Source organism: Alloacidobacterium dinghuense (genome assembly GCF_014274465.1).
Taxonomy (GTDB): Bacteria; Acidobacteriota; Terriglobia; order Terriglobales; family Acidobacteriaceae; genus Alloacidobacterium; species Alloacidobacterium dinghuense.
This window is the reverse complement of the sequence record NZ_CP060394.1, coordinates 2,499,634-2,519,139: the sequence shown is the minus strand read 5'-3', so window position 1 is coordinate 2,519,139 and position 19,506 is coordinate 2,499,634. Positions and strand designations below refer to the sequence as shown.

General features: G+C 55.4%; 13 protein-coding genes. 8 read left to right on the top strand and 5 right to left on the bottom strand.

Annotated features, from left to right (window positions below):
- The first annotated feature begins 702 nt into the window (after positions 1-702).
- From H7849_RS26795 to H7849_RS10230, 5 genes are all read left to right on the top strand, one after another.
- Positions 703-3,708 carry a sigma 54-interacting transcriptional regulator gene (locus H7849_RS26795; RefSeq protein WP_251106804.1) on the top strand — a complete coding sequence of 1,002 codons (3,006 nt, stop codon included), beginning with the start codon at positions 703-705 and terminating at the stop codon, positions 3,706-3,708.
- Between the two features lie 210 nt (positions 3,709-3,918).
- Positions 3,919-4,191, top strand: coding sequence for an STAS domain-containing protein (locus tag H7849_RS10245; RefSeq protein WP_186746246.1), 273 nt, complete (start codon positions 3,919-3,921; stop codon positions 4,189-4,191).
- A 116-nt stretch (positions 4,192-4,307) separates the two neighbouring features.
- Positions 4,308-5,018 carry a helix-turn-helix domain-containing protein gene (locus H7849_RS10240; protein ID WP_186746244.1) on the top strand — a complete coding sequence of 237 codons (711 nt, stop codon included), beginning with the start codon at positions 4,308-4,310 and terminating at the stop codon, positions 5,016-5,018.
- 167 nt (positions 5,019-5,185) lie between these two features.
- Entirely contained in the window at positions 5,186-5,935 is a 750-nt protein-coding gene (locus H7849_RS10235) for an SDR family NAD(P)-dependent oxidoreductase (protein ID WP_186746242.1), read from the top strand.
- A 334-nt stretch (positions 5,936-6,269) separates the two neighbouring features.
- Positions 6,270-6,743, top strand: coding sequence for a hypothetical protein (locus H7849_RS10230; RefSeq protein WP_186746240.1), 474 nt, complete (start codon positions 6,270-6,272; stop codon positions 6,741-6,743).
- A gap of 378 nt (positions 6,744-7,121) precedes the next feature.
- On the opposite strand, the gene H7849_RS10225 is transcribed toward H7849_RS10230, so the two are convergent.
- From H7849_RS10225 to H7849_RS10205, 5 genes are all read right to left on the bottom strand, one after another.
- The gene (locus tag H7849_RS10225; protein WP_186746238.1) at positions 7,122-8,180 is read right to left on the bottom strand and encodes a sigma-54 interaction domain-containing protein; all 1,059 of its coding nucleotides are present in this window, start codon (positions 8,178-8,180) and stop codon (positions 7,122-7,124) included.
- On the bottom strand, positions 8,170-8,538 hold the full coding sequence (locus H7849_RS10220; RefSeq protein WP_186746237.1) for a response regulator transcription factor: 369 nt from the start codon (positions 8,536-8,538) through the stop codon (positions 8,170-8,172). The genes H7849_RS10225 and H7849_RS10220 overlap by 11 nt, the downstream gene beginning before the upstream one ends.
- Before the next feature lie 165 nt (positions 8,539-8,703).
- Positions 8,704-9,336 carry a response regulator transcription factor gene (locus tag H7849_RS10215; RefSeq protein WP_186746235.1) on the bottom strand — a complete coding sequence of 211 codons (633 nt, stop codon included), beginning with the start codon at positions 9,334-9,336 and terminating at the stop codon, positions 8,704-8,706.
- Positions 9,333-15,050, bottom strand: a complete 5,718-nt coding sequence (locus H7849_RS10210) for an AAA family ATPase (protein ID WP_251106730.1) — start codon at positions 15,048-15,050, stop codon at positions 9,333-9,335. Before H7849_RS10210 ends, H7849_RS10215 begins: the two co-directional genes overlap by 4 nt.
- A 414-nt stretch (positions 15,051-15,464) precedes the next feature.
- Positions 15,465-16,493 carry an L-rhamnose/proton symporter RhaT gene (locus H7849_RS10205; RefSeq protein WP_186746231.1) on the bottom strand — a complete coding sequence of 343 codons (1,029 nt, stop codon included), beginning with the start codon at positions 16,491-16,493 and terminating at the stop codon, positions 15,465-15,467.
- 105 nt (positions 16,494-16,598) lie between these two features.
- Here H7849_RS10205 and H7849_RS10200 point away from each other — a divergent pair, with 105 nt between their 5' ends.
- The 3 genes from H7849_RS10200 to H7849_RS10190 all read left to right on the top strand — a co-directional run bounded on the left by H7849_RS10200 (position 16,599) and on the right by H7849_RS10190 (position 19,459).
- On the top strand, positions 16,599-16,808 hold the full coding sequence (locus tag H7849_RS10200) for a hypothetical protein (protein ID WP_186746229.1): 210 nt from the start codon (positions 16,599-16,601) through the stop codon (positions 16,806-16,808).
- Positions 16,809-17,671: 863 nt separating this feature from the next.
- A complete protein-coding gene (locus tag H7849_RS10195; RefSeq protein ID WP_186746227.1) occupies positions 17,672-18,478 on the top strand; it encodes an enoyl-CoA hydratase/isomerase family protein in 807 nt (268 codons plus the stop codon).
- Positions 18,479-18,757: 279 nt separating this feature from the next.
- Positions 18,758-19,459, top strand: coding sequence for a hydrolase (locus tag H7849_RS10190; protein WP_186746225.1), 702 nt, complete (start codon positions 18,758-18,760; stop codon positions 19,457-19,459).
- Positions 19,460-19,506 lie beyond the last annotated feature (47 nt).

The following is a 19,506-nucleotide window of genomic DNA, read 5'->3' as shown; positions in this document are numbered from 1 at the left end:
CACATCAGGACTTGTGACAAGTTCGTCAGGTGTTCGGTCCCCTGACCAATATCTACGGAGAGCTGAGCCGCTATCGACCATGTGCCATCTCCCGGGGGGCGGTATGTCCGACCCTTCTTGTTCTACAGGGGACTGGTGGCTAATGCGTGTCCAGAACTTCGGTGTTGGATCGATCCCTTCGCTAAGGTTTTTTGCTTAACTCGACAAACCAGCACGATATGTCTAGAACGTAGTTTGAAAGAGGGTAGAAGATGGCCGAAGACCGTTCGACTCCAAATCCACTGCAGACGAAATACTTGAAGGGATCGATCTGACTAAGCGCACGATTCTGGAGGTATTGGACGATGTCACGTGCTTACTGTTACCGGTGAATGTTCACTTGCAGGTTGCACTCGCCGGCGTTTAGCCTGAAAAAATCACATCCCGCAGTGTTGGCCGCCCGATTTCCGAGGAGCGATTAGAGGGAACTACCAGGCTGGAACGCATTTCCACGGAGCGGCGACATGGCTGATTGGATTTGCGATGACCGGACCCGATAACGCAGGATCAGCCGGAATTGGGGAGAAGCACTTCGAAGATCCGCAATCCCCCAGACAGATCGAATCTGGAGTTGAAAGTTCACAGAACGCGTCAAGCTTGTTCTCAACTGAGTCTGTACTTAACATTCTAAAGTTGATTTTTGCTGGATCTCCGTTGCCTGAAGTGCTGACGATCATTGCTCGGTTGGTTGAATCTCAAGGCGATGGCTTGTTCTGCACCATCTGGCTTCTCGATGAAGACGGAAAGTATCTCCATTGCTCAGCGGCGCCAAGTCTTCCTGGATTTATCGCTCAAATAGGGCGCGCTGAAGTTTGCGCGAAGGGCGCGTCCTGCGGCACAGCCGTATATCGGAGGGAGCCACTGTATGTAACCGACATCCTGACCGATCCCATCTGGGACAACTATCGCGACCGCGTGTTGCCCTATGGAATTCGTTCCGCTTGGTCGCGCCCCTTGTTCACTCGTGAAGGCAAATCCCTCGGCGCTTTTTCTATCCATAGTCGTGAGCCACGTAGCCCCAGTGCCGCCGACCTGCAGTTGATTGAAAATGCCAGCGACATTATCGGTATCGCAATTGAGCGACACTTGAACGAAGAGCAGGTACGGCGCACCGAGGCTTATCTGACTGAGGCTGAGAGATTAAGCCACTCGGGTAGCTTCGTCTGGGATGTTCATCGGCCAGGCCCCGCCTATTGGTCGGCAGAGATGTGTCGGATCCATGGACGCGATCCATCGCAGGGCCCACCACTTTTTGAAGAAGACCGGTCCCTCCAATCGGCCGAGGACTGGGCGGGCTTGATGGCAGCGGCGGAGAAATCGATGCGAGAGAAAACTGACATCGACTACGACTCCCAACTACTCTTTCCCGACGGGTCGACCAAGAATATTCGAATCGTGGCTCATCCCGTGATGAATTCAGACGGTGATGTGGTGCAGTTCGTCGGGACGACGATAGATGTGACTGAGCAGCGTCGGGCGAAAGCGGCGTTGGAGACCGCATTAACCGAGATCAGGAAATCGGAAGCACGCCTTCGAACCATTATCAACACAATCCCGGTAATGGCTTGGTGCGCGCTGCCTGACGGTTTCGCGGAGTTCCACAATCAGCGCTGGCTGGACTACACCGGTCTCTCCGACGAGGAGGGACGGGGATGGGGTTGGAGAACTGCGATTCATCCTGAGGATTCGCAAGCCGCTGTAGACGAGTGGCGTGACATCACAGCTTCAAAGAAACCCGGCGAAGGCGAACGTCTCATTCGGAGGTTTGACGGAGAATATCGCTGGCATATGTACCGTGCCGAGCCGTTACTGGATGAGCAGGGAAACGTCGTTCGATGGTACGGCACCCTCACCGATATAGAAGACCGCAAACGCGCTGAAGACAGACTCCGTTCCAGTGAACAAACCTTTCGTCAGATCGTTAACAGTATTCCCGGCCTTGTTTCTACTTTGACGACGAGTGGCGAAATTGAATTCGTCAATAATCAAACATTGGAATATCTTGGTAAGCCCCTTGACGAATTGAAGAACTGGGCCGTTTCCGACGCCGTTTATCCCGACGATCTTCCTGTCGTAATTGACACGTTGAGGACTTCGATCGAAACCGGCCAACCAACTGATGTTGAGCTTCGCCTTCGCCGTGCTGATGGCATATACCGCTGGTTTTTGCTGCGGCGCCTGCCGCAACGCGAGAGCCACGGCCATATCGTCCGCTGGTATACGCTGCTCACCGACATTGAAGACCGAAAGCAGGCGGAAGATAATATCCGGCGAAGCGAGGCGGAGCTTCGACAGATCCTGGATTTTACGCCTCAGTACGTCGCTGTATTGGCCCCTGATCGCGATCGCACTCGGCTGTATGCCAATCAAATGGCGCTCGATTATCTGGGGTTCACTCTCGAGGAGTGGCAGAACACCGATCGTCACGAATATATCCATTCGGATGATTGGGAACGCGTGGCCCGCGAAACTCAAGATAAATTGTTGAGAGGCCTCCCCCACGAATTCGAAGTACGTCTTCGCGGAAAAGACGGGAAATATCGCTGGTTTCTCAGGCGGAGGAACCCGGTACGAGATGAACAAGGACGCCTCACACGTTGGTATTCCGCAGCGACCGACATTGACGATCGCAAGCGGGCTGAGCAACGACTTCGGGACGAGAACATTGCGCTACGCGAAGAAGTTGATCAGGCATCAATGTTCGAGGAGATTGTCGGCTCCTCAGCGGCACTCCGCGGGGTCCTTTCGCAAGTTGCGAAGGTGGCGCCCACCGATTCTACGGTTCTAATTCTTGGAGAGACTGGAACAGGAAAGGAATTAATTGCGCGTGCGATCCACAATCGATCGAACCGTTCCACTCGCCCATTCGTCCGAGTGAATTGTGCTGCGATTCCACAATCCTTGATCGCGTCCGAACTCTTTGGGCACGAGAAGGGTGCATTCACCGGTGCAACACAGCGACGTTTGGGAAGATTTGAACTGGCGCATGAGGGAACGCTCTTCCTGGACGAGGTTGGAGAACTTCCGGCCGAGACTCAGATAACTCTCTTGCGGGTGCTCCAAGAACGAGAATTCGAACGCGTAGGAGGAAGCCGGCCGATTTCAGTGGACGTGCGGGTGTTGGCAGCGACGAACCGTGACCTGAACGCTGCTGTCGGCTCGGGAAGTTTCAGGCAAGATCTCTTCTACAGGCTAAATGTCTTTCCACTTGAAATTCCGCCGCTTCGGGAACGGGCCGATGACATTCCGGTATTAGTAGAGTACCTGGTTGAGCGCTATGCGAAGAAAGTGGGGAAAAGGATCACAAATATAAAGAAGAAGACTCTAGAACAATTTCAGGCCTACGCGTGGCCGGGGAATATTCGTGAGTTGCAGAATGTGGTCGAACGAGCCGTTGTTTTGAGCGACGGCGATACTTTCTGCGTGGATCAGCGCTGGCTGGAACCAAAGCATCCCTTTGAATCGCGATTGTCGGATACGACCGAAAAAGCGCTGAGACGTCTGGATGCTGATCGAGAAAAAGGCATAATTGAAGCGGCGCTCGCTGAGACGGGCGGGCGGATCGCCGGTCCATCCGGAGCTGCCGCCAAGCTCGGAATTCCTCGTCAAACCCTTGACTCGAGGATCGATATCCTGGGAATCAACAAAAACCGCTTCAAATCTAAGTGATTCGTATTTTGAGTTCCCGATTGTTCTGACGCATCACGAGAATGCAAAGGTGCTGCGCACGGCGACGAGCTCAAGTGAGCCTTCTCTTTCGGACAAAGAGATGCTGCCGAAATTCAGAAAATTCCGAAAACCAGAAATTCTAACGCGCGTGAACATGCGTATAGTCAGTGACTTACATCCTGGACTGTCGCGTGCATACCTAAGAGTTCGATGACCTTGCGAATAGTGAAAATATCCGACGGAGCGCGCACCGTTCTCAAGCTGAGCGGTCGGATTCAGGCCAGAGATATCGAGAAATTACGCGAGCAGATGGACGGCCTCATAAGGGGAACCGTGCTTGATCTGCAAGAGGTAACACTCGTCGATGTTGAGGTGGTTCGCTTCTTGGGACTGTGTGAAGCGGCGGGCGTCGAACTGGCGCATTGTTCACCGTACATCCGCGAGTGGCTTTTCAGGGAGCAAGTTGCAGGCGAAGAAAGCTGAATGTGGAGTCGGATATGAACAGCGCAAACGCAGCAATTTCACTTGGGCGTATCGGGGGATCATTCCGTGATGGTGGAGAGTCGCGGGGGGGTCGGTTATCAGATCGGAACACTGACATGTCTTCGGCGCACTTGAAGCCTTTCCGGTTCACCCAGGAGCGCAAAAATGATCGCGAGAATCATGAAGGTATCTCCGCGTCAAGCGCAGCACAAATGGGCGTGGTGAATCTTGGCCGTGGCGGCGCCCGTCTCAAAGTTCAATTTGAAACAGTTGACCGAGCGGCATCGCTCATGCTGGTTCCCGGCCCAGCCTGGGTTGAGCAGGATGGGAGACGCACTCCCATCAGTCTCCTCGAATCGCCGTCTCCCGTGAGGGAGATACCTCTCATTCCACCGACAATGGCGGAAGCGGTGTGCATGTCGCTGGACGCATTCAGAGAAGAGGGTTTATCGCCCTCTCAATTTAGGCGCGTCCTGGCCTTTATGAATGAACGTATTTTACGCACCGTAACGCTCTCCGAATTGGCACGCGAGGCCGGATTGAGCGCCGCCTATTTTTCCCAGCGTTTCAAATCGTCGACCGGAATATCGCCGCACCAGTATCTGTTGCGGCTCCGAATCTGCAAGGCGAAAAAGCTGCTCGAGGAATCGGAATCCCCAGTGATTGACATCGCGGCGGAATGTGGCTTTCAGACTCAGCAGCACTTCGCTCGCATCTTTCGGAGACTAACCATGAGGACTCCCACAGAGTATCGCCGGCAGAGTCAACTTTCGGTCTTTGTCTCTGCTTACGCAGACTTGCCATACGTGAACGACGCAAGTATTTGAGCAATTCGGTCGCAGAGCTTTTGGCCGGATAAAACCAGATGTTTGGACACACAATCGATGGCGTCTGATACATCAAATCCTCGGAGTGGTCAGTTCGGAACCTGGTGCAAGTGCTGGTTCAGGCGGACCTTCCAACGGCAGACGTCTGGATTTCGAAAGGGATGAATATGGGAAAACTTGAAGGAAAGACCGCTCTCATTACGGGCGGAACAAGCGGAATCGGATTAGCGGCCGCAAGGGTGTTTGTTCATGAGGGCGCCGATGTCTTCATCACCGGACGGCGTCAGGAGGCTTTGAACGCCGCGGTTGCCGAGATTGGATCTAGCGCGACAGGTGTCCAAGGCGACGTTTCCAACCTCAATGATCTTGATAGATTGGTCGCGGCGATCAAAGCAAAGGGCGTCTCCCTGGACATTGTGTTTGCGAATGCCGGTGGTGGAACTCTCGTTCCAATCGCAGAGGTCACCGAGCAGCACTATCACCAGATCTTCGACACCAATGTTAAGGGAGTGGTTTTCACTATCCAGAAAGTACTCCCTCTCATCAAAGACGGCGGAGCCATCATCCTGAACTCCTCGATTGCTGGGAGCATGGGCATGGATTCGTTCAGCATGTATTCGGGAGCAAAGGCCGCTATTCGCAATTTCGCTCGCGGCTGGGCCAACGACTTGAAGCCTCGCCGGATTCGAGTGAACGCCATCAGTCCCGGCGTTGTCATTACTCCTGGCTACAGCGGTCTTGGGATGAACGACGACCAAATCAAAGAATACGCCGCGCAATCGGCCACAAAAACGCCGTCAGGGAGAACTGGTGAGCCAGAGGAGATCGCGAAGGCTGTCTTGTTTCTTGCATCGGACGACAGCAGCTTCGTGAATGCAGAGAACCTGATTGTCGATGGCGGCTTCTCACTTGTCTAGAGACGAGTCGTTCTCGCACTGCCCGTGATCCGGATGGACGACAGTCCTAGACAGTGACCGTCCTGGTAGAAGATGCGAGCTACTGTTCTGGGCTCTCCCCGCCCCGCTTTTAGTACCGGGAACCGCCGCAGTGTTTTACTGATCTCCGTTGTGGGGAGACTCCACATGGCTGTCTAGTCGGCATCTCGGACACTTAGCAGTTCGTGAACCATCTAGCGAGCAGTTGTCCGGACTCGGAAGCTTACTCAGAAGTGCGTTCGGTTCCGGCCCTAACCCAAACTTGAACTGGAAGCAGTACGCGCCCACTGTTGACGGCCAAATGCAGGTGTCCAGCGTGCGCGACGTTGCCTTGACACCGCCACAATGTCCCGCCACTGAAGCTCCCGGCCCCTACTTCCAGAAAGCGTTCTTTCACGATGGTTACTTCAAGAGCCTGAAGCAGGTCGTGCATTTCTACAACACGCGCGACAAGTATGCGTACCCGGAGACCTCTGGACATTGCCCCAAGGGAACGACGGAGAAGGTAGACTGCTGGCCCATGCCGGAGGTGCGGAACAATATTGACATGACTTCTGGCAATCTTGGCCTGACGGATGAGGAGGAGAATCAGATCGTTGCCTTCTTGCAAACATTGTCTGACGGTTTCACAAGGCCTTACCTCAACAGCGATACTTATACGGGTGCTTGTATGAAAGGCGGTTCGGCTACAACCCAGGGCAATGAGCACCTCATCCCAACTCCGCTTCTGCCGGCGTGCGCATCCGCAATCTGTGGCGTTGCGCCCGTCCCCAGCCCATCGATTCCGTAGCGGACCGTTGAATTTAGGAACCGCAAAGGATGATCATCTGTCTGTAGGTGAGGAGAGCATGAGCAGAACGCTTGCCATATTGGCGATCTATGTTTTGAGCGGCAACCTCTGCGCTCAGGTAAGTTGCCCGACGATGGCATTTAAGCGACGACGCAAGTGGAACACTGCCTTGCGGCGGCAGCGACCTCGCTCAACTGAAAACGGGCGTGAATCAAAGGTGTGAGCGGCTCTACTCGAACCACTCTCAGCCATATCTCTCATCCGTGTATACGAGTAGCGGGTTACACGGCCAAGTAGATCCAACCGCATTCGTAAACACAAGACGACTTACCAACACCCTAAATCGTCACTCTACCCGCGGCCTGGCTCGCCGAAGCCTCAAATCATCAATTCGGATCCTTCGTCGAACTCACCTATAGGTCGTTGTTGCGGTCGGAAGATCCCGAGCCTCTTCATCTTGTAAACCAGTGTTGTGCGCTTAAGCCCAAGAAGAACGGCTGCACCTTGCGGCCCCCCAATGATTCCTCCAGTGGCTCGCAGAGTCTCTAAAATCAAGGCTGCTTCGCGATCGCGCAATGTATTTCGTGAAGCAATTGCGGGCTTTGTATTTGCGTGTAATGTCGAAAGGGGATTGGAAAGCACTCCATTGTCCGATTCGATGACGGCGCGTTCAATCAGGTTCTGGAGTTCCCGTACATTGCCGGGCCAATGGTATGTGATAAATGCATTCATCGTTGGTTCCGGGATCAGTTCAATGTGCTTCCCCATGCGCCGTGCGAATACCGCGACGAAATGGAGGACCAACTGGCGTATGTCCTCTCGGCGCTCGCGCAAGGGCGGCACTAAGATCGGAAACACGTTCAAGCGGTAGTACAGATCACTGCGCAATTCATTCCGTGCAGCCATTTCCGCCAGGTTGCGGTGCGTTGCGGCGATAATACGAACATCAACTTTGTAGGTTTGATCACTTCCTAATCTCTCAAACTCTTGCTCCTGCAACACACGCAGCAGCTTCGGCTGCAAGGCCAGCGGAATGTCACCTACTTCGTCCAGGAAAAGCGTGCCCTGATGGGCCACTTCGAATCGCCCAGCCCTTTGCGCGACGGCGCCGGTGAACGCGCCCCTCTCATGTCCAAACAACTCACTCTCGAGAAGATCAATGGGAATCGCCGCACAGTTAATCTTTACAAAGCGTCGATTGCAGCGGGGACTGATATTATGGACGGCCTGCGCGATTAGCTCTTTGCCGGTGCCAGTCTCTCCCTGTATCAGAACTGTAGAGTGTGTTGGACCAACACGTTCAACTTGTTTGAGCACAGTTTCTAAGCCGGCGCTATTACCGACAATTCGCTCAAACTGAGAATCCCTGCTCTTGCGGGTTCGCGGACCGCTATTGGGGAAGGCCGCCACAAGTCCTCCGACGGTTTTATTCTTCATCTTGCGTCACGTTCAAACAAGCCCGAACCCGATCCAAGAGGACCGAGTTGTCAAAGGGCTTTGCCAAGAACGCGACCGCGCCGTCTCTCATAGCCCGAAGGCGCATTTTCTCGTCATCATGCGCGGTTATAAATATGATCGGAATTTGGTAATCTTCAGCATTCAACTGAGACTGCAGATCGACGCCGGACATGCCCGGCATTCGAATATCGGCAATGAGACAACGAACATCTTGCAGAACGTCAGATTTAAGAAATTCCTCGGCTGACGTGAACGCTGCAATCGTGTATCCAGCCATTTTCAACAGCCGTTGCAACGACGTCCGAACCAATTCCTCATCATCAACGATGGCGATCACGCAGTCCTCATTTTCCAATCAGCACACTGTAGCGTACTGTGTTCGCGCAGGTTCGTAAATTATCGTTATCTTTAGTTGACTTAAAGAACTTTTATGTCTCATGCGAAGAGGCACCAGGCGAAGCGTGCTAATGTGAGCATAGTTCCAAAAGGGAGGGGCCAGCAGTCAGAGCGATTTGGCTGAGGCGAGATTCAGCTTTTCCGCCATCCTTCCCAGTTCGGCCGGGGACCCTGCTTGCATTTTTTGCATTACATGTCCGCGATGGACGGCAGCGGTGACTTCACTGACACCAAGCCTCGAGGCGATTTGTTTTGTCGGCATTCCGGAAACGAAAAGTGCCATTACCTCGCGCTCTCGTGCGGTTAAGGTTTTGTATCGCCGCTGTAACTCCGAGATGTCCCTTCGTTCCCGCTGTATCCCTTCATCACGCTGCAGCGCCTGTTGCACTGCATCCACCAGTTCCTGAGGTCTAAAAGGCTTGGTGAGAAATTCCACAGCTCCCAATTTCATGGCTCTGACAGCCATGTCGACATCCGCGTGCGCGCTAATGAAGATGATGGGAATGCTGAGGCCAGCATCAATCAATTTGCGTTGCACCTCAAGTCCACTCATTCCAGGAAGTCGGATGTCCAAAATCAGGCAGCTCGTGCCTTCCGGCATGTTCTGCCGCAGAAACTCTTGCGCGCTGGCAAATGCCTCCCCACGCAAGCCGACCGTTTTCAGCAGGAGCTGGATCGAGGCACGCACATCGCCATCATCATCAATAACATACACGGTGGCCGGGGCGGGCGAGCTCATGCGGCCTCTGATTCATGCGGAGGAAGTTCAAGGAAAAATGTAGCTCCGCGTTCTGGATTCCCCTTCGCCCACAACCGGCCGCCATGGGACTCGACAATCGACCGGCTGATTGCGAGCCCCATTCCGGTGCCTTGGGGTTTAGTAGAAAAAAATGCCTCGAAGATGCGATCTTCCTTATTGTCTGGTAGTCCTACACCGGTGTCACTCAATGAGATCAGGACTTGCCCACTATCGGTTTGCTCCGAGGTTACGACGAGTTCGCCACCTGAGTCTTTCATGGCTTCAATAGCATTGAGCATGAGATTCATGACGACTTGCTGCAATTGCACCCGGTCGCCACTGACCTGTGCAATGTGCTCCGAAAGATTCAGCCTGATCGCTACGGAAGATGGCCTGGATTCATACTCAAGTAGAGATTCAATTTCGCGAATGACTTGGTTGAGATCAACGAGCACTCGATCCTGAGTGCCCTTCTTAGAGAGCGAGCGCACGTGGTCGATAATGTCGGCGGCGCGTCTGACCGAATGCACGACGGCCGAGATGGCCTCCCGGAGTTCCTGAATCTCCAACTGGTCTCGCTCGAGCAGCCACAAACTAATTTGCGCGTTGGTTGTCGCTGCGGAAATCGGTTGTTTGATCTCGTGCGCCAACGAAGCAGCCATCTCCCCCATGGTGCTCACACGGTTGATGTGTGCGAGATCTGCTTCAAGCTGGCGCAGCCTATCGCGCGCCGCTTCGGCATGTTTACGCTCCGTGATATCGACGACCGTGCCAACCACTTCAATAAGCTCGTCACTGGGACCCAATACTGGGTGGGCTAGGCCGTGAATGTGTTTGACCGTCCCGTCGGGTAGGACGATTCTGTATTCGACGTCGGAATCTACCTTCTGGACGAACATCCTATTGCTGGCCTGCCGCTTGACCTTATCACGATCTTCTGGGTGTATTCGCTGCAGCCATTGGTCCCGCTCTGGAAGGCCCTGTTGTGGATCAAATCCGAAGATTTGGAACATTTCCTCGGACCAGTACCGGGCCTCGCGAGTTGTGCCATCGAGGGCCCAACTGCCCGTGTGGGTCAGCCTCTGCGCTTCGGCGAGGTAGTTTTTGCTGTGCCGCAGGGCTTCCTCGGCGCGCTTCTGCTCGCTCAAATCAAGGGCGAAGGCAACGCCCTCGTTGCCACCTTCTTCGAACAGCGCGCCGGCGACCAGCACGGGCACGCGGGTGCCATCCTTCCGGAACAACTCTGACTCAAAGGGCTGTGCGGTCCCGGTTTGCATTACTTTTGCCAACACGCGCTCACTCCGCTCGCGCCATTCCGCAGGTATCATGTCCCTCCAGCGCACACGACCCAAGGCGACATCTTCATGGTCGTATTGCACCATGCGGAGAAAGGCTTCATTGGACGCGACGATAGCACCCTCGACATTCCACATGGTGATTCCCAGGATGTTGGCATCGACCAGGCGCCGGATCTTTTTTTCACGAATCTCGAGATCGCGGTACAGTCGCATATTCTCGAGTGAGATGGCCGCTTGCGACGCAAGCACCTTCAGAACGGTGATCCGGTCGGAAGTGAAAACATGGGTGCTCAGATTGTTTTCGAGGTAAATGATCCCGTTGAGCTTGCCCTGGTTAACCAATGGTAAGCAGATAATGGAACGCGCATGGTGCTGAACAACATAGGGGTCGGCTGAAAACGGATTCTGTGCGGTAGCATCGTCGAGAATAACGTACTCGCGAGTGCGCATAACGTAGCGAACGACGGATTCCGGCAAAGCGGCTGTGCTGTCGGCGGCACTTCGCAGATGGACGGTTACATCCTCTCCACTAGTGGTCGCTTCTGCCAGTATATGCAGCTCATCCCCTCGCGGAAGAATCAGGAAACCTCGTTCAGCACCGGCCTGCTCAATCGCCGTGCGCATGAGCGTATGGATCAGTTTTTCCAGGACAATCTCACTAGAAACCGCCTGCGACACCTTGATCACGGTTGCGAGGTCGAGGTGTTTGACCTGCGTCGCGATCGTGCTCATCGGGCCGGGCGCGGGCTCTTCCGCCCTAAGGTGCGGGTACATCTCCTCGAGTTGTCGCACCTTTCCGTCGGCTCCCCAACGCAGGTAGCCGTAACGAGCCTTCCTCAAGTACAGATGTGCGATGTCCTCGAATCCCCGCGCCGCGTAGAACCGCGCGGCGAGCTCGTCGGCAAGCGCCTCATTGTGAACAAAGCCGTTTGCCTGGGCCGAGTGGATGGCCTGCTCGTACAGCTGTTCGGCATCAAGCACGCGGCCTTCGATGCGGGCGATCTCGGCGCCGACTAGTGCGTCGCGGTTTTCGAAGTTCTCCGGGCAGTTCTCCGCCCAGACCTGTAGCTGCTTGTGATGCGCAGCAACGGCGTTCAGGTGCTGCAACCGCTCGCCGGCCGGTGCTGAATCGCAACAGGCGGCTTGGGCCAGCGCACCGTAAAAGTGATATTCGGCTTCCTCAAACAATGCGGATACGGTCCAGAGAAGCGGTTGTGCTTTCGATGCGGCGTCGATGGCCGTCGCATAGTCGCCCGCAATACAGCGAACCTGCAATTTCCGGATCCAGTAACGACACGCAATGGTCGCCAAGCGCTGGCCGCTCGACAAATCGAATTCGATGGAACTCTCATTGAACTGCGCGTCGTCGAAACACCCGAATTTCGGGGTGAAGCCGCGGAGCGTCCGAACAAGCGCGAGTTGCGTTGTGATGATGTCAATCACTAGGCCGAACCGCATTGTCTCGGCAAACGCGAGGCCATGGTTGGCTTCAGCTTGCACTTGAGGAAGCGTTTCGCCCGCGAAGAGGAGGTCCGAGTTGAGATTGTGGCACACGTAGGCAGCATAGGTGAGGTCTCCGATTCGGTTGGCCAGTTCGAAAGTACGGCGCAGGAGATCAACGCAAGCCCGCACGTGTTTCGTCCAGCGTGCGACGAAAATCGCGAAGCAATGATGGGTGCTCGCCTGATAGCGTTTTAGTCCGCGTCGTTCGACGAGCTCAAAGCCGACATGGCCGAATCGATATCCAGCCTTGTAGTCGCCGAAATGCGGTCCGGCAATCCTGGCGAGCCATTCGCAGGCGACACAGGACGCATCGCAGTTGCCGTGCTCGATGCTAAGACTGACCGCCTTGCAGATCGCCAAGGAAGCCAAGTTCTCGTCGGTCTGCTTAGCTGGCGGCAAAACCTTAATCAGAACATCGACCGTGGCGAGGGAGGCGGGGTCCTGCATCAGAGGCAAATCGATGAGATCCTCAATGGTGCGGTTCCCGAGCAGTGACCAGATGCGCTCGTATTCGCGCCGCATCTCTTCCTCTGTCGGGCGGGGGGACCACTCGATACCGACATGCCTGAGGTAATCGAGACAAAAAGCAACCGCACGGCCACTAAGATTGAGGGTCGTGGAGACATCCATGCGCAAGCACGCGACGATTGCTAATTCGACTATTGTCGTGGTGCGATTGGACAGCGCAGCCAATCGCTCCTCTGCGACCGACAACTGGCCGGTCAAGAATTCGCATTCGGCGCGGTTCAACTCCAGCGCAAAGATCAGCTCGCGCCTGCGCTCCCAACAATCGTCCTTCAATAGCGCCCCACCGGCGATGAGATAGGTGAGCGCTGAGGCATAGGCAGTAGCTCCCTTGGCGCGTTTGCCAGCGAGCAGGTTGAGCTCGGCGAGTTGGTCCCGTTCCTCTTGCGAGATAATCAGTCCAGCGCTGCGGTTGAGCTGATTGAGGATCTCGAAGATCGCCTCCTCCCGTTTGTCGGCGGGCGTTTCCGTCACCAGCAGCCTTCCTATCCGGAGATGGACCTCAGCGCGCAACGCTTCTGGGACTAGCGAATAGGCGGCCTCCTGTACCCGGTCGTGAATAAATTTGTAAGACCCTTCCAGGCGCTCGATCAGTTCCTGACGGACTGCCGGCCACAGAACCGCATGCACCTGCTCCTTGGTGGTCTCCAGAACGGCCGAAAGCATCGGGGTCGTACCAACGTTGCCGAGACAGGCGAACTGCTGCAACGCGTGCTTCGTTTCGGCCGGCAAGCGGGTCACCTTGCCCAGCATGAGGTCTACGACATTGTCGGCATAACCCTTGTCGCGAATGCGACCGAGATCCCAGGACCAGCCCGCCGCGTCCTGATCGAAGCGAAGCAATCCCTCTTCCGCGAGCGAGTAAAGAAACTGGATCACGAAGAAGGGATTGCCGGCGGTCTTTTCATGCACTAGTTGCACCAGCGGCGCAGCGTCGGCCGGATCGCAGCGAAGCGCATCGGCGATCAACTGTCCAAGGTCGTCACGAGCGAGCGGCGCTAGGCGAACTTCCTGCACCCGCGCTCCGGCTTGGCGGATCGCTTCGAGCTTACGCGTCAATGGATGAGCGGCATCAACTTCATTGTCGCGGTAAGCGCCGATTAACATCAGATGTCGCAAATCCGACCGGATCAGCAGATCCTCCAGCAGGTCGAGGGTCGCGGCGTCGAGCCACTGCAAATCGTCGAGAAACAGCGCTAGCGGATGTTCCGGCCGGGCGAATACGCCAATGAAGCGCCGGAAAACGAGCTGGAAACGGCTTTGCGCTTGCTGAGGCTCAAGCTCCGGGACCGGCGCCTGGTCTCCGATGACGAGCTTCAGTTCGGGGATGAGGTCGGTCATGAGCTGTGCATTCACCTCGAGCGCCTCCAGAAACGTGCCGCGCCAGATCGCCAGTTCGGCGTCGCTCTTGCCGAGAAGAGGTCGCACAAGGCTTTGAAATGCCTGCACCAGGGTCGAATAGGGAATGTCGCGCTTGTACTGATCGAACTTGCCTGAGGCGAAGAGTCCTCGCGGTGGAGCAACCACCATGTGCAGCTCATTGACGACAGAGGATTTTCCAATACCGGAATATCCCGAGACGAGCACCAATTCCGGCGCGCCGCCCTTGACCACGCGGTCGAACGCCGCGAGCAAGGCGTCGACCTCGCGTTCCCTGCCGTACAGATTCTCGGGGATCAGCAGCCGATCGGGGGTGTCATGTTGGCCAAGCGGGAACTCAACGACGTGCCGGTGAGCTTCCCACTCGGCAAGACAACGCCGTAGATCACTCTCAAGGCCGGTCGCAGTCTGGTAGCGCTCCTCGGCCGTTTTGGCGAGCAGCCTCATGATGATTTGGGAGACAGCGATTGGGATTTTGTCCAATCGCTCGCTTGGCGACACCGGTCTTCTGGCGATATGGCAGTGAACCCATACCATCGGATCGGACGCGATGAACGGCAGCGAGCCGGTAAGTAACTGGTACAGCGTGACGCCGAGAGAGTAAAGGTCGCTGCGGGAATCGATCGAGCGGTTCGTCCGCCCGGTCTGTTCGGGGGCCATATAGGCAAGCGTGCCGGCGATTGTTTCGGGCGCCTCGGGCGTTTGTCGCTCGCGCGGCAGGCGCGAAGCGAGTCCAAAGCCTGACAGCCACGCTTCGCCGGTCGAAGTGTTCACAAAAACGTTTGCGGGTTTGATGTCTCTATGGAACAGACCGCGCTGATGCAGACGCCCCAGCGCCGCTGTTATGCCTATGGCAACGCGTAAAAACAGGTCCAGTTCCCACGGTTTGCCGAGCAGTCGCGCAAGCACCTCCCCGCCGTGATCTTCAATGAGCAGCGCAGGTTTTCCGTGGTCATGAATGAGCTCCAGGGGCCGTGCAGCCCAGCTTGGATCGAGCTCACTCCGCAAGTCATACGCGTGTTCCAGCCGCGCGCTGCTGCTCGGCGCGGGCTGGTCTACTGCAGATGTCAAGACCAGGACTGGGCAGGACGCACCGGCTTTGGCGCTCCTCGACAGACGGAACTCCCCGTCGTTCCATAAGGTCTCGAAATTGGAACTCAAAGGTCTCCCACTCCACAAGATCATCTCGCGCTACGATTGCCCCAAGCAAATTGACTGAGCGCGTGTTAATGCTCGTGTCCTTTCTTGGCTTATCGTTCGGCTCCTCACCGTTTCTTTGCCGTTGCGTGAAACGTAGCCTAAAACGGTCATGCCGTTCAGGGGGGTGACAGCGCACGTTGCCTCTCCGGCCTTGAGCATGAAGGATGCCTCTTTTCGGTTTTGCCCTTCACCGTGCCAGCCCAACTGGCACGTCCTATTGGCTCATCGGGGTAGCCGTGTAAGGCAGAGAACACCGAACGAGGCGATCAAAAGCACGGTCGACAATAACATTAGAAGCTTCGGCTGGAAGCTCGCCCCGTTCCACTCTCCGCCGGCGACGCCCCAAACGTTTGCGGTCAGGATGGAAACCGACATCCCCAGCGCCCAGCCATAAACAGAGCCCGCACTTCCCAGGATGGACGCCCCAAATCCGTAGAGCAGGATGGCGCCAAACCACATGCTCCCCATCAGGGCGGAGCGGCACCATCTGCCCACACAATGATGTCCTTCGAAGAGCACAGGCCAGGAACCGCGAAGGGATATCAGATATGCCGGGTAACCCATATTAAAGATCAGCCCGCCGAAAAGTGCCGGGATCCAGACAGCTAAACTAGCGAGCAGGGGCGGCGAACCGTCTATCCTGGCGTTCGCAATGAGGCGGCCTCCCGAGGCAAAGCCTACATTCAATACGGACGACAAACAACCTGCCAAAACAGCCAGGAGCACCGCCGCGAACGCGCCGGTGGAAGGCCGCACTTCATTCAACTCATTCTGCTGAGATCGATCCCTGATGACCGACGCTCCGGCGCAGAGGATCAAGCTGAGAATCAACAGCGTCAAGCCGAAGATCAGCCACTGCAAATGCCGCCGGTCCATTTGTACTCCTCCAACCCAAATAGGCCAGAAGCTACCCAGGAAAACCACTGTTCCTGAAACCAGAGCGTTGGTAATGGCGATTCCCAACCGGGCCAGGCTTACCCCAAAAAGTACCGAACCGGCGCCGAATAGCAGTCCACATCCACCCATCTGAGCCGTGAGGTGAGGATCGCTAATGAGGGTTTGACGGATGATTTGCGGGGCGAAAGCGAGAGCCAGGCCGATGGGTAGTATCGCCATCGCGAAGGCAGAGTAGATGAGCCAAATATGTTCCCACTTCCAGATCAGGATACGCTTGGAGGGGACAGGAAATGACCCGTTTGCCACACCGCCGGCCGCAATAACGAAAACCCCGTTGATCGAATCCGAAATCATGCCTTGTTCCAGCAGGTTCGATTAGTCGAAATGAAACACCTCTTCTCACGACGCGGAATCAGTTTCTGGGAACATCAATCTGTTTGCCGCGATCGTGCAGAAGAGATGGTCATTTCCAAATATCATAATGAACCACACTCCATCAATTCCGTCGATGGACCTGGCATCGCCATGCTCTTCCAGCTTGTCGACTATTTCTCGGAGGTCCTGCTGCGTCAACAGGATTGTGTGGTCAAACCAATCGACAACGTAAGCGAGGATCTTGATTTCGCAATTCAGAGCCCTGGCGGAGAGTTCCAGTTGAGCACGAGATGAAGCCTTCTATTCAAAGCGGCAACGCAGTTCACCACGTCCTTTGAGGCCATTCCATCCTCTGCGAGTGCAGAAATCTCCTCATCCCGAATCGTTGGCTGTGACTCCATCGATTGAGGGAAGAAAGTTTCAGATCATCCGAGGGTCTGATCCGGTCCTGTCTCGCGTTTGGGCAGCGTAAACTGAAACGCTGGTTCTGGTCCTCCGCACCCGGCGAGGGCTCAACGCGATGCTACCCGCTTGGAAGAGCACGGTGAGTGCGAAATGAGAGCTGTTCGCCTTCTGCGCGAAGGGAGCGCGAAGATTTCCTACCTGATTGCACACAGCAGGGAAAGTGAAGTACGCCGCTTGGTTCAGCAACAGTCGGGCACTTTCAGAGCCAGAGTCTTCCGGTTTGTCTCAACCTCTCAGTTGCAGGCGTGATGGAATTGCGCTCGCCGCGTCAATCTGCTTTCCGCCTTGAGTCAGAGATTCGCCACGTGACGAATGCCAGCGAGATTCGCCGTTACGCAACCCTTTTGAATTCAGGCGATGTTGCGACGCTGCTTTCTGGCACTCGGCATGCTCCGGTAGAGAGCGCAGACATTCATTCTTGCGGCCTGGCACTCAAATTGGTCTGCGCAAGAAATTCGGCTGTGCAGCTTACCTAGCCGGCAGCGATTCGGAAAGATCAGGAATTGTGAGGAGGAAAAACAATGGCGCAGGTAACGACAGTCACTGATTCACACGAAAAAGCTACTCCTGCAATATGAGAAATCATTTCAGCCCTTACCGTTCTTCGCAATCGGGTGCTTCGCTACGGATTAGGCTTTAATCCCGAAACAGAAGCCGACCATCGAACTCTAAACACACGAGAGGACAATGCCATGCAGACAGCTCAATCGGACTATTTCTCGGCCTACCGCCAACTGAGGCTGGCGCGGGACGCCATGGGCGTGCTGGTTGCCGAGTTCCATAGTAACGGTGGGCCGTGCATTATGAATGCGCAAGGTCACACGGAATTTGTCAATGCGTTTTACCGCATCGCACAAGATCGTGCTAACAAGATCGTTATCCTCACCGGCGCGGGAGGAGACTTCATTATCAATGTGGACTGGTCGTCTTTCGGCGACGTTTCTGATCCCGGAGTCTGGAGCCAGATTCACGACGAGGGCGTTCAAGTTCTGGAAAACATCGCTAATATCCGGGTGCCGGTGATCGCAGCGATCGAGGGGCGCGCCTACGTACACTCCGATTATGTGCTGCTCGGCAATGTCATTGTGGCCGGCGAGAGTGCGACCTTTCAGGATGTAGCGCACTACGCCGTTGGTGTTGCGCCGGGTGACGGCATCTTCACCACGTGGAGTTATCGCGCTGGAGCGGGACGTGCCGAGGCGTTTCTTCTCGATCCCAAGCCACTGCCGGCGCGTACTGCGCAGGAATGGGGAGTCGTCGCGGAAGTCGTGCCCAACGGCCAGGCGCTCAATCGTGCGCGAGAATTGGCGGAACTGTACCTAAAAGCTCCGGAGGTGACTCGGCGTAACACACGCGTGCATTTCATCCAGCCGTTGAAGGAGCGCGTGGTGCGGGAAGTCGGCTATGGGCTTTCTCTCGAAGGAGCGTCGTCCGCAGATTTAGTGAAATCAAAGCAAGTCAAGGGTGAACCTGTCGCTCAGAAAAGAAAATCTGCATGAAGCGGGCATGCAATTCAACACGAAACGACAAGCCACCACAAAGAACCGATTTATGAAAGGCAACTTACGTCCAATTGTGCTGGATCGTGAGTTTTTGGCCGCCAGCGCGAAACTTTTGTTCAGCTGCCCAGCCACCAAGACACAACCGGAACGATGTTGAGGTGCAGACATACTTGCCTTTTTCAAAGCGACGTAAGTAAGCAGCAGCGCGACCGGTTCTTCTGATGCGTGCAAGCGGGAGCGCTTATAGTCCATTCATTTCAAAAGAGGAGAAGAGTCATGACTCAGAACAACGGCCTTGCCAAGCGGAGTGAGAAAGGGTTGCTCACTCCAGACAATTGTGTTGTAACGCTGATTGATCATCAGCCACAGATGCTTTTCGGAATAAACAGCATTGACAGGCAGTCATTGATTAACAACGTTGTAGGGTTCGCGAAGGCTACGAAGATCTTCGGGGTGCCTCTCATCCTGAGCACGGTCGAAACAACCTTCAGCGGGTACATCTGGCCGCAGCTTCGAGCGATCTATCCAGATCAGACTCTAATTGAGCGCAGCAGCATGAACTCCTGGGACGATGAGAATTTCGTTGCTGCTGTGAAAAAGACAGGCCGCAAGAAGATTGTTCTCGCTGGACTCTGGACCGAGGTCTGTGTTGCTTTTCCCACTATCCAGGCTATTCATGACGGCTTTGAAGTGTATGTCGTCGAAGATTGCGTTGGCGATCTCGATCTGCGCACGCATGAGACTGCGATGCGCCGGATCGAGCAGGCGGGGGCGAAGCCAGTCACCTGGATTCAGGTGATGCTTGAATGGCAACGCGATTGGGCTCACAAGGACACCTATACCGCCGTGATGGACGTAGTAAAGCAACATTGCGGAGCGTACGGCATGGGAGTCGAATATGCATCCACCATGGTTCATGGCACGCCTGCGACCGTGTACGAGGGCTGGGAGGTGCCACTCGAAGTAGTTCACAAATAGCGAGCACCGAGGCCGGAATCTGACTCCGGCCTCTCGCCTTTGAGATC

Coding starts and splice junctions, on each gene's coding strand:
- H7849_RS10235 (WP_186746242.1), top strand. CDS start 5,186: ATGGGAAAACTTGAAGGAAAGACCGCTCTCATTACGGGCGGAACAAGC.
- H7849_RS10215 (WP_186746235.1), bottom strand. CDS start 9,336: ATGAGCTCGCCCGCCCCGGCCACCGTGTATGTTATTGATGATGATGGC.
- H7849_RS10200 (WP_186746229.1), top strand. CDS start 16,599: ATGGTCATTTCCAAATATCATAATGAACCACACTCCATCAATTCCGTC.
- H7849_RS10225 (WP_186746238.1), bottom strand. CDS start 8,180: ATGAAGAATAAAACCGTCGGAGGACTTGTGGCGGCCTTCCCCAATAGC.
- H7849_RS10245 (WP_186746246.1), top strand. CDS start 3,919: ATGACCTTGCGAATAGTGAAAATATCCGACGGAGCGCGCACCGTTCTC.
- H7849_RS10205 (WP_186746231.1), bottom strand. CDS start 16,493: ATGATTTCGGATTCGATCAACGGGGTTTTCGTTATTGCGGCCGGCGGT.
- H7849_RS10240 (WP_186746244.1), top strand. CDS start 4,308: ATGTCTTCGGCGCACTTGAAGCCTTTCCGGTTCACCCAGGAGCGCAAA.
- H7849_RS10195 (WP_186746227.1), top strand. CDS start 17,672: ATGCAGACAGCTCAATCGGACTATTTCTCGGCCTACCGCCAACTGAGG.
- H7849_RS10190 (WP_186746225.1), top strand. CDS start 18,758: ATGACTCAGAACAACGGCCTTGCCAAGCGGAGTGAGAAAGGGTTGCTC.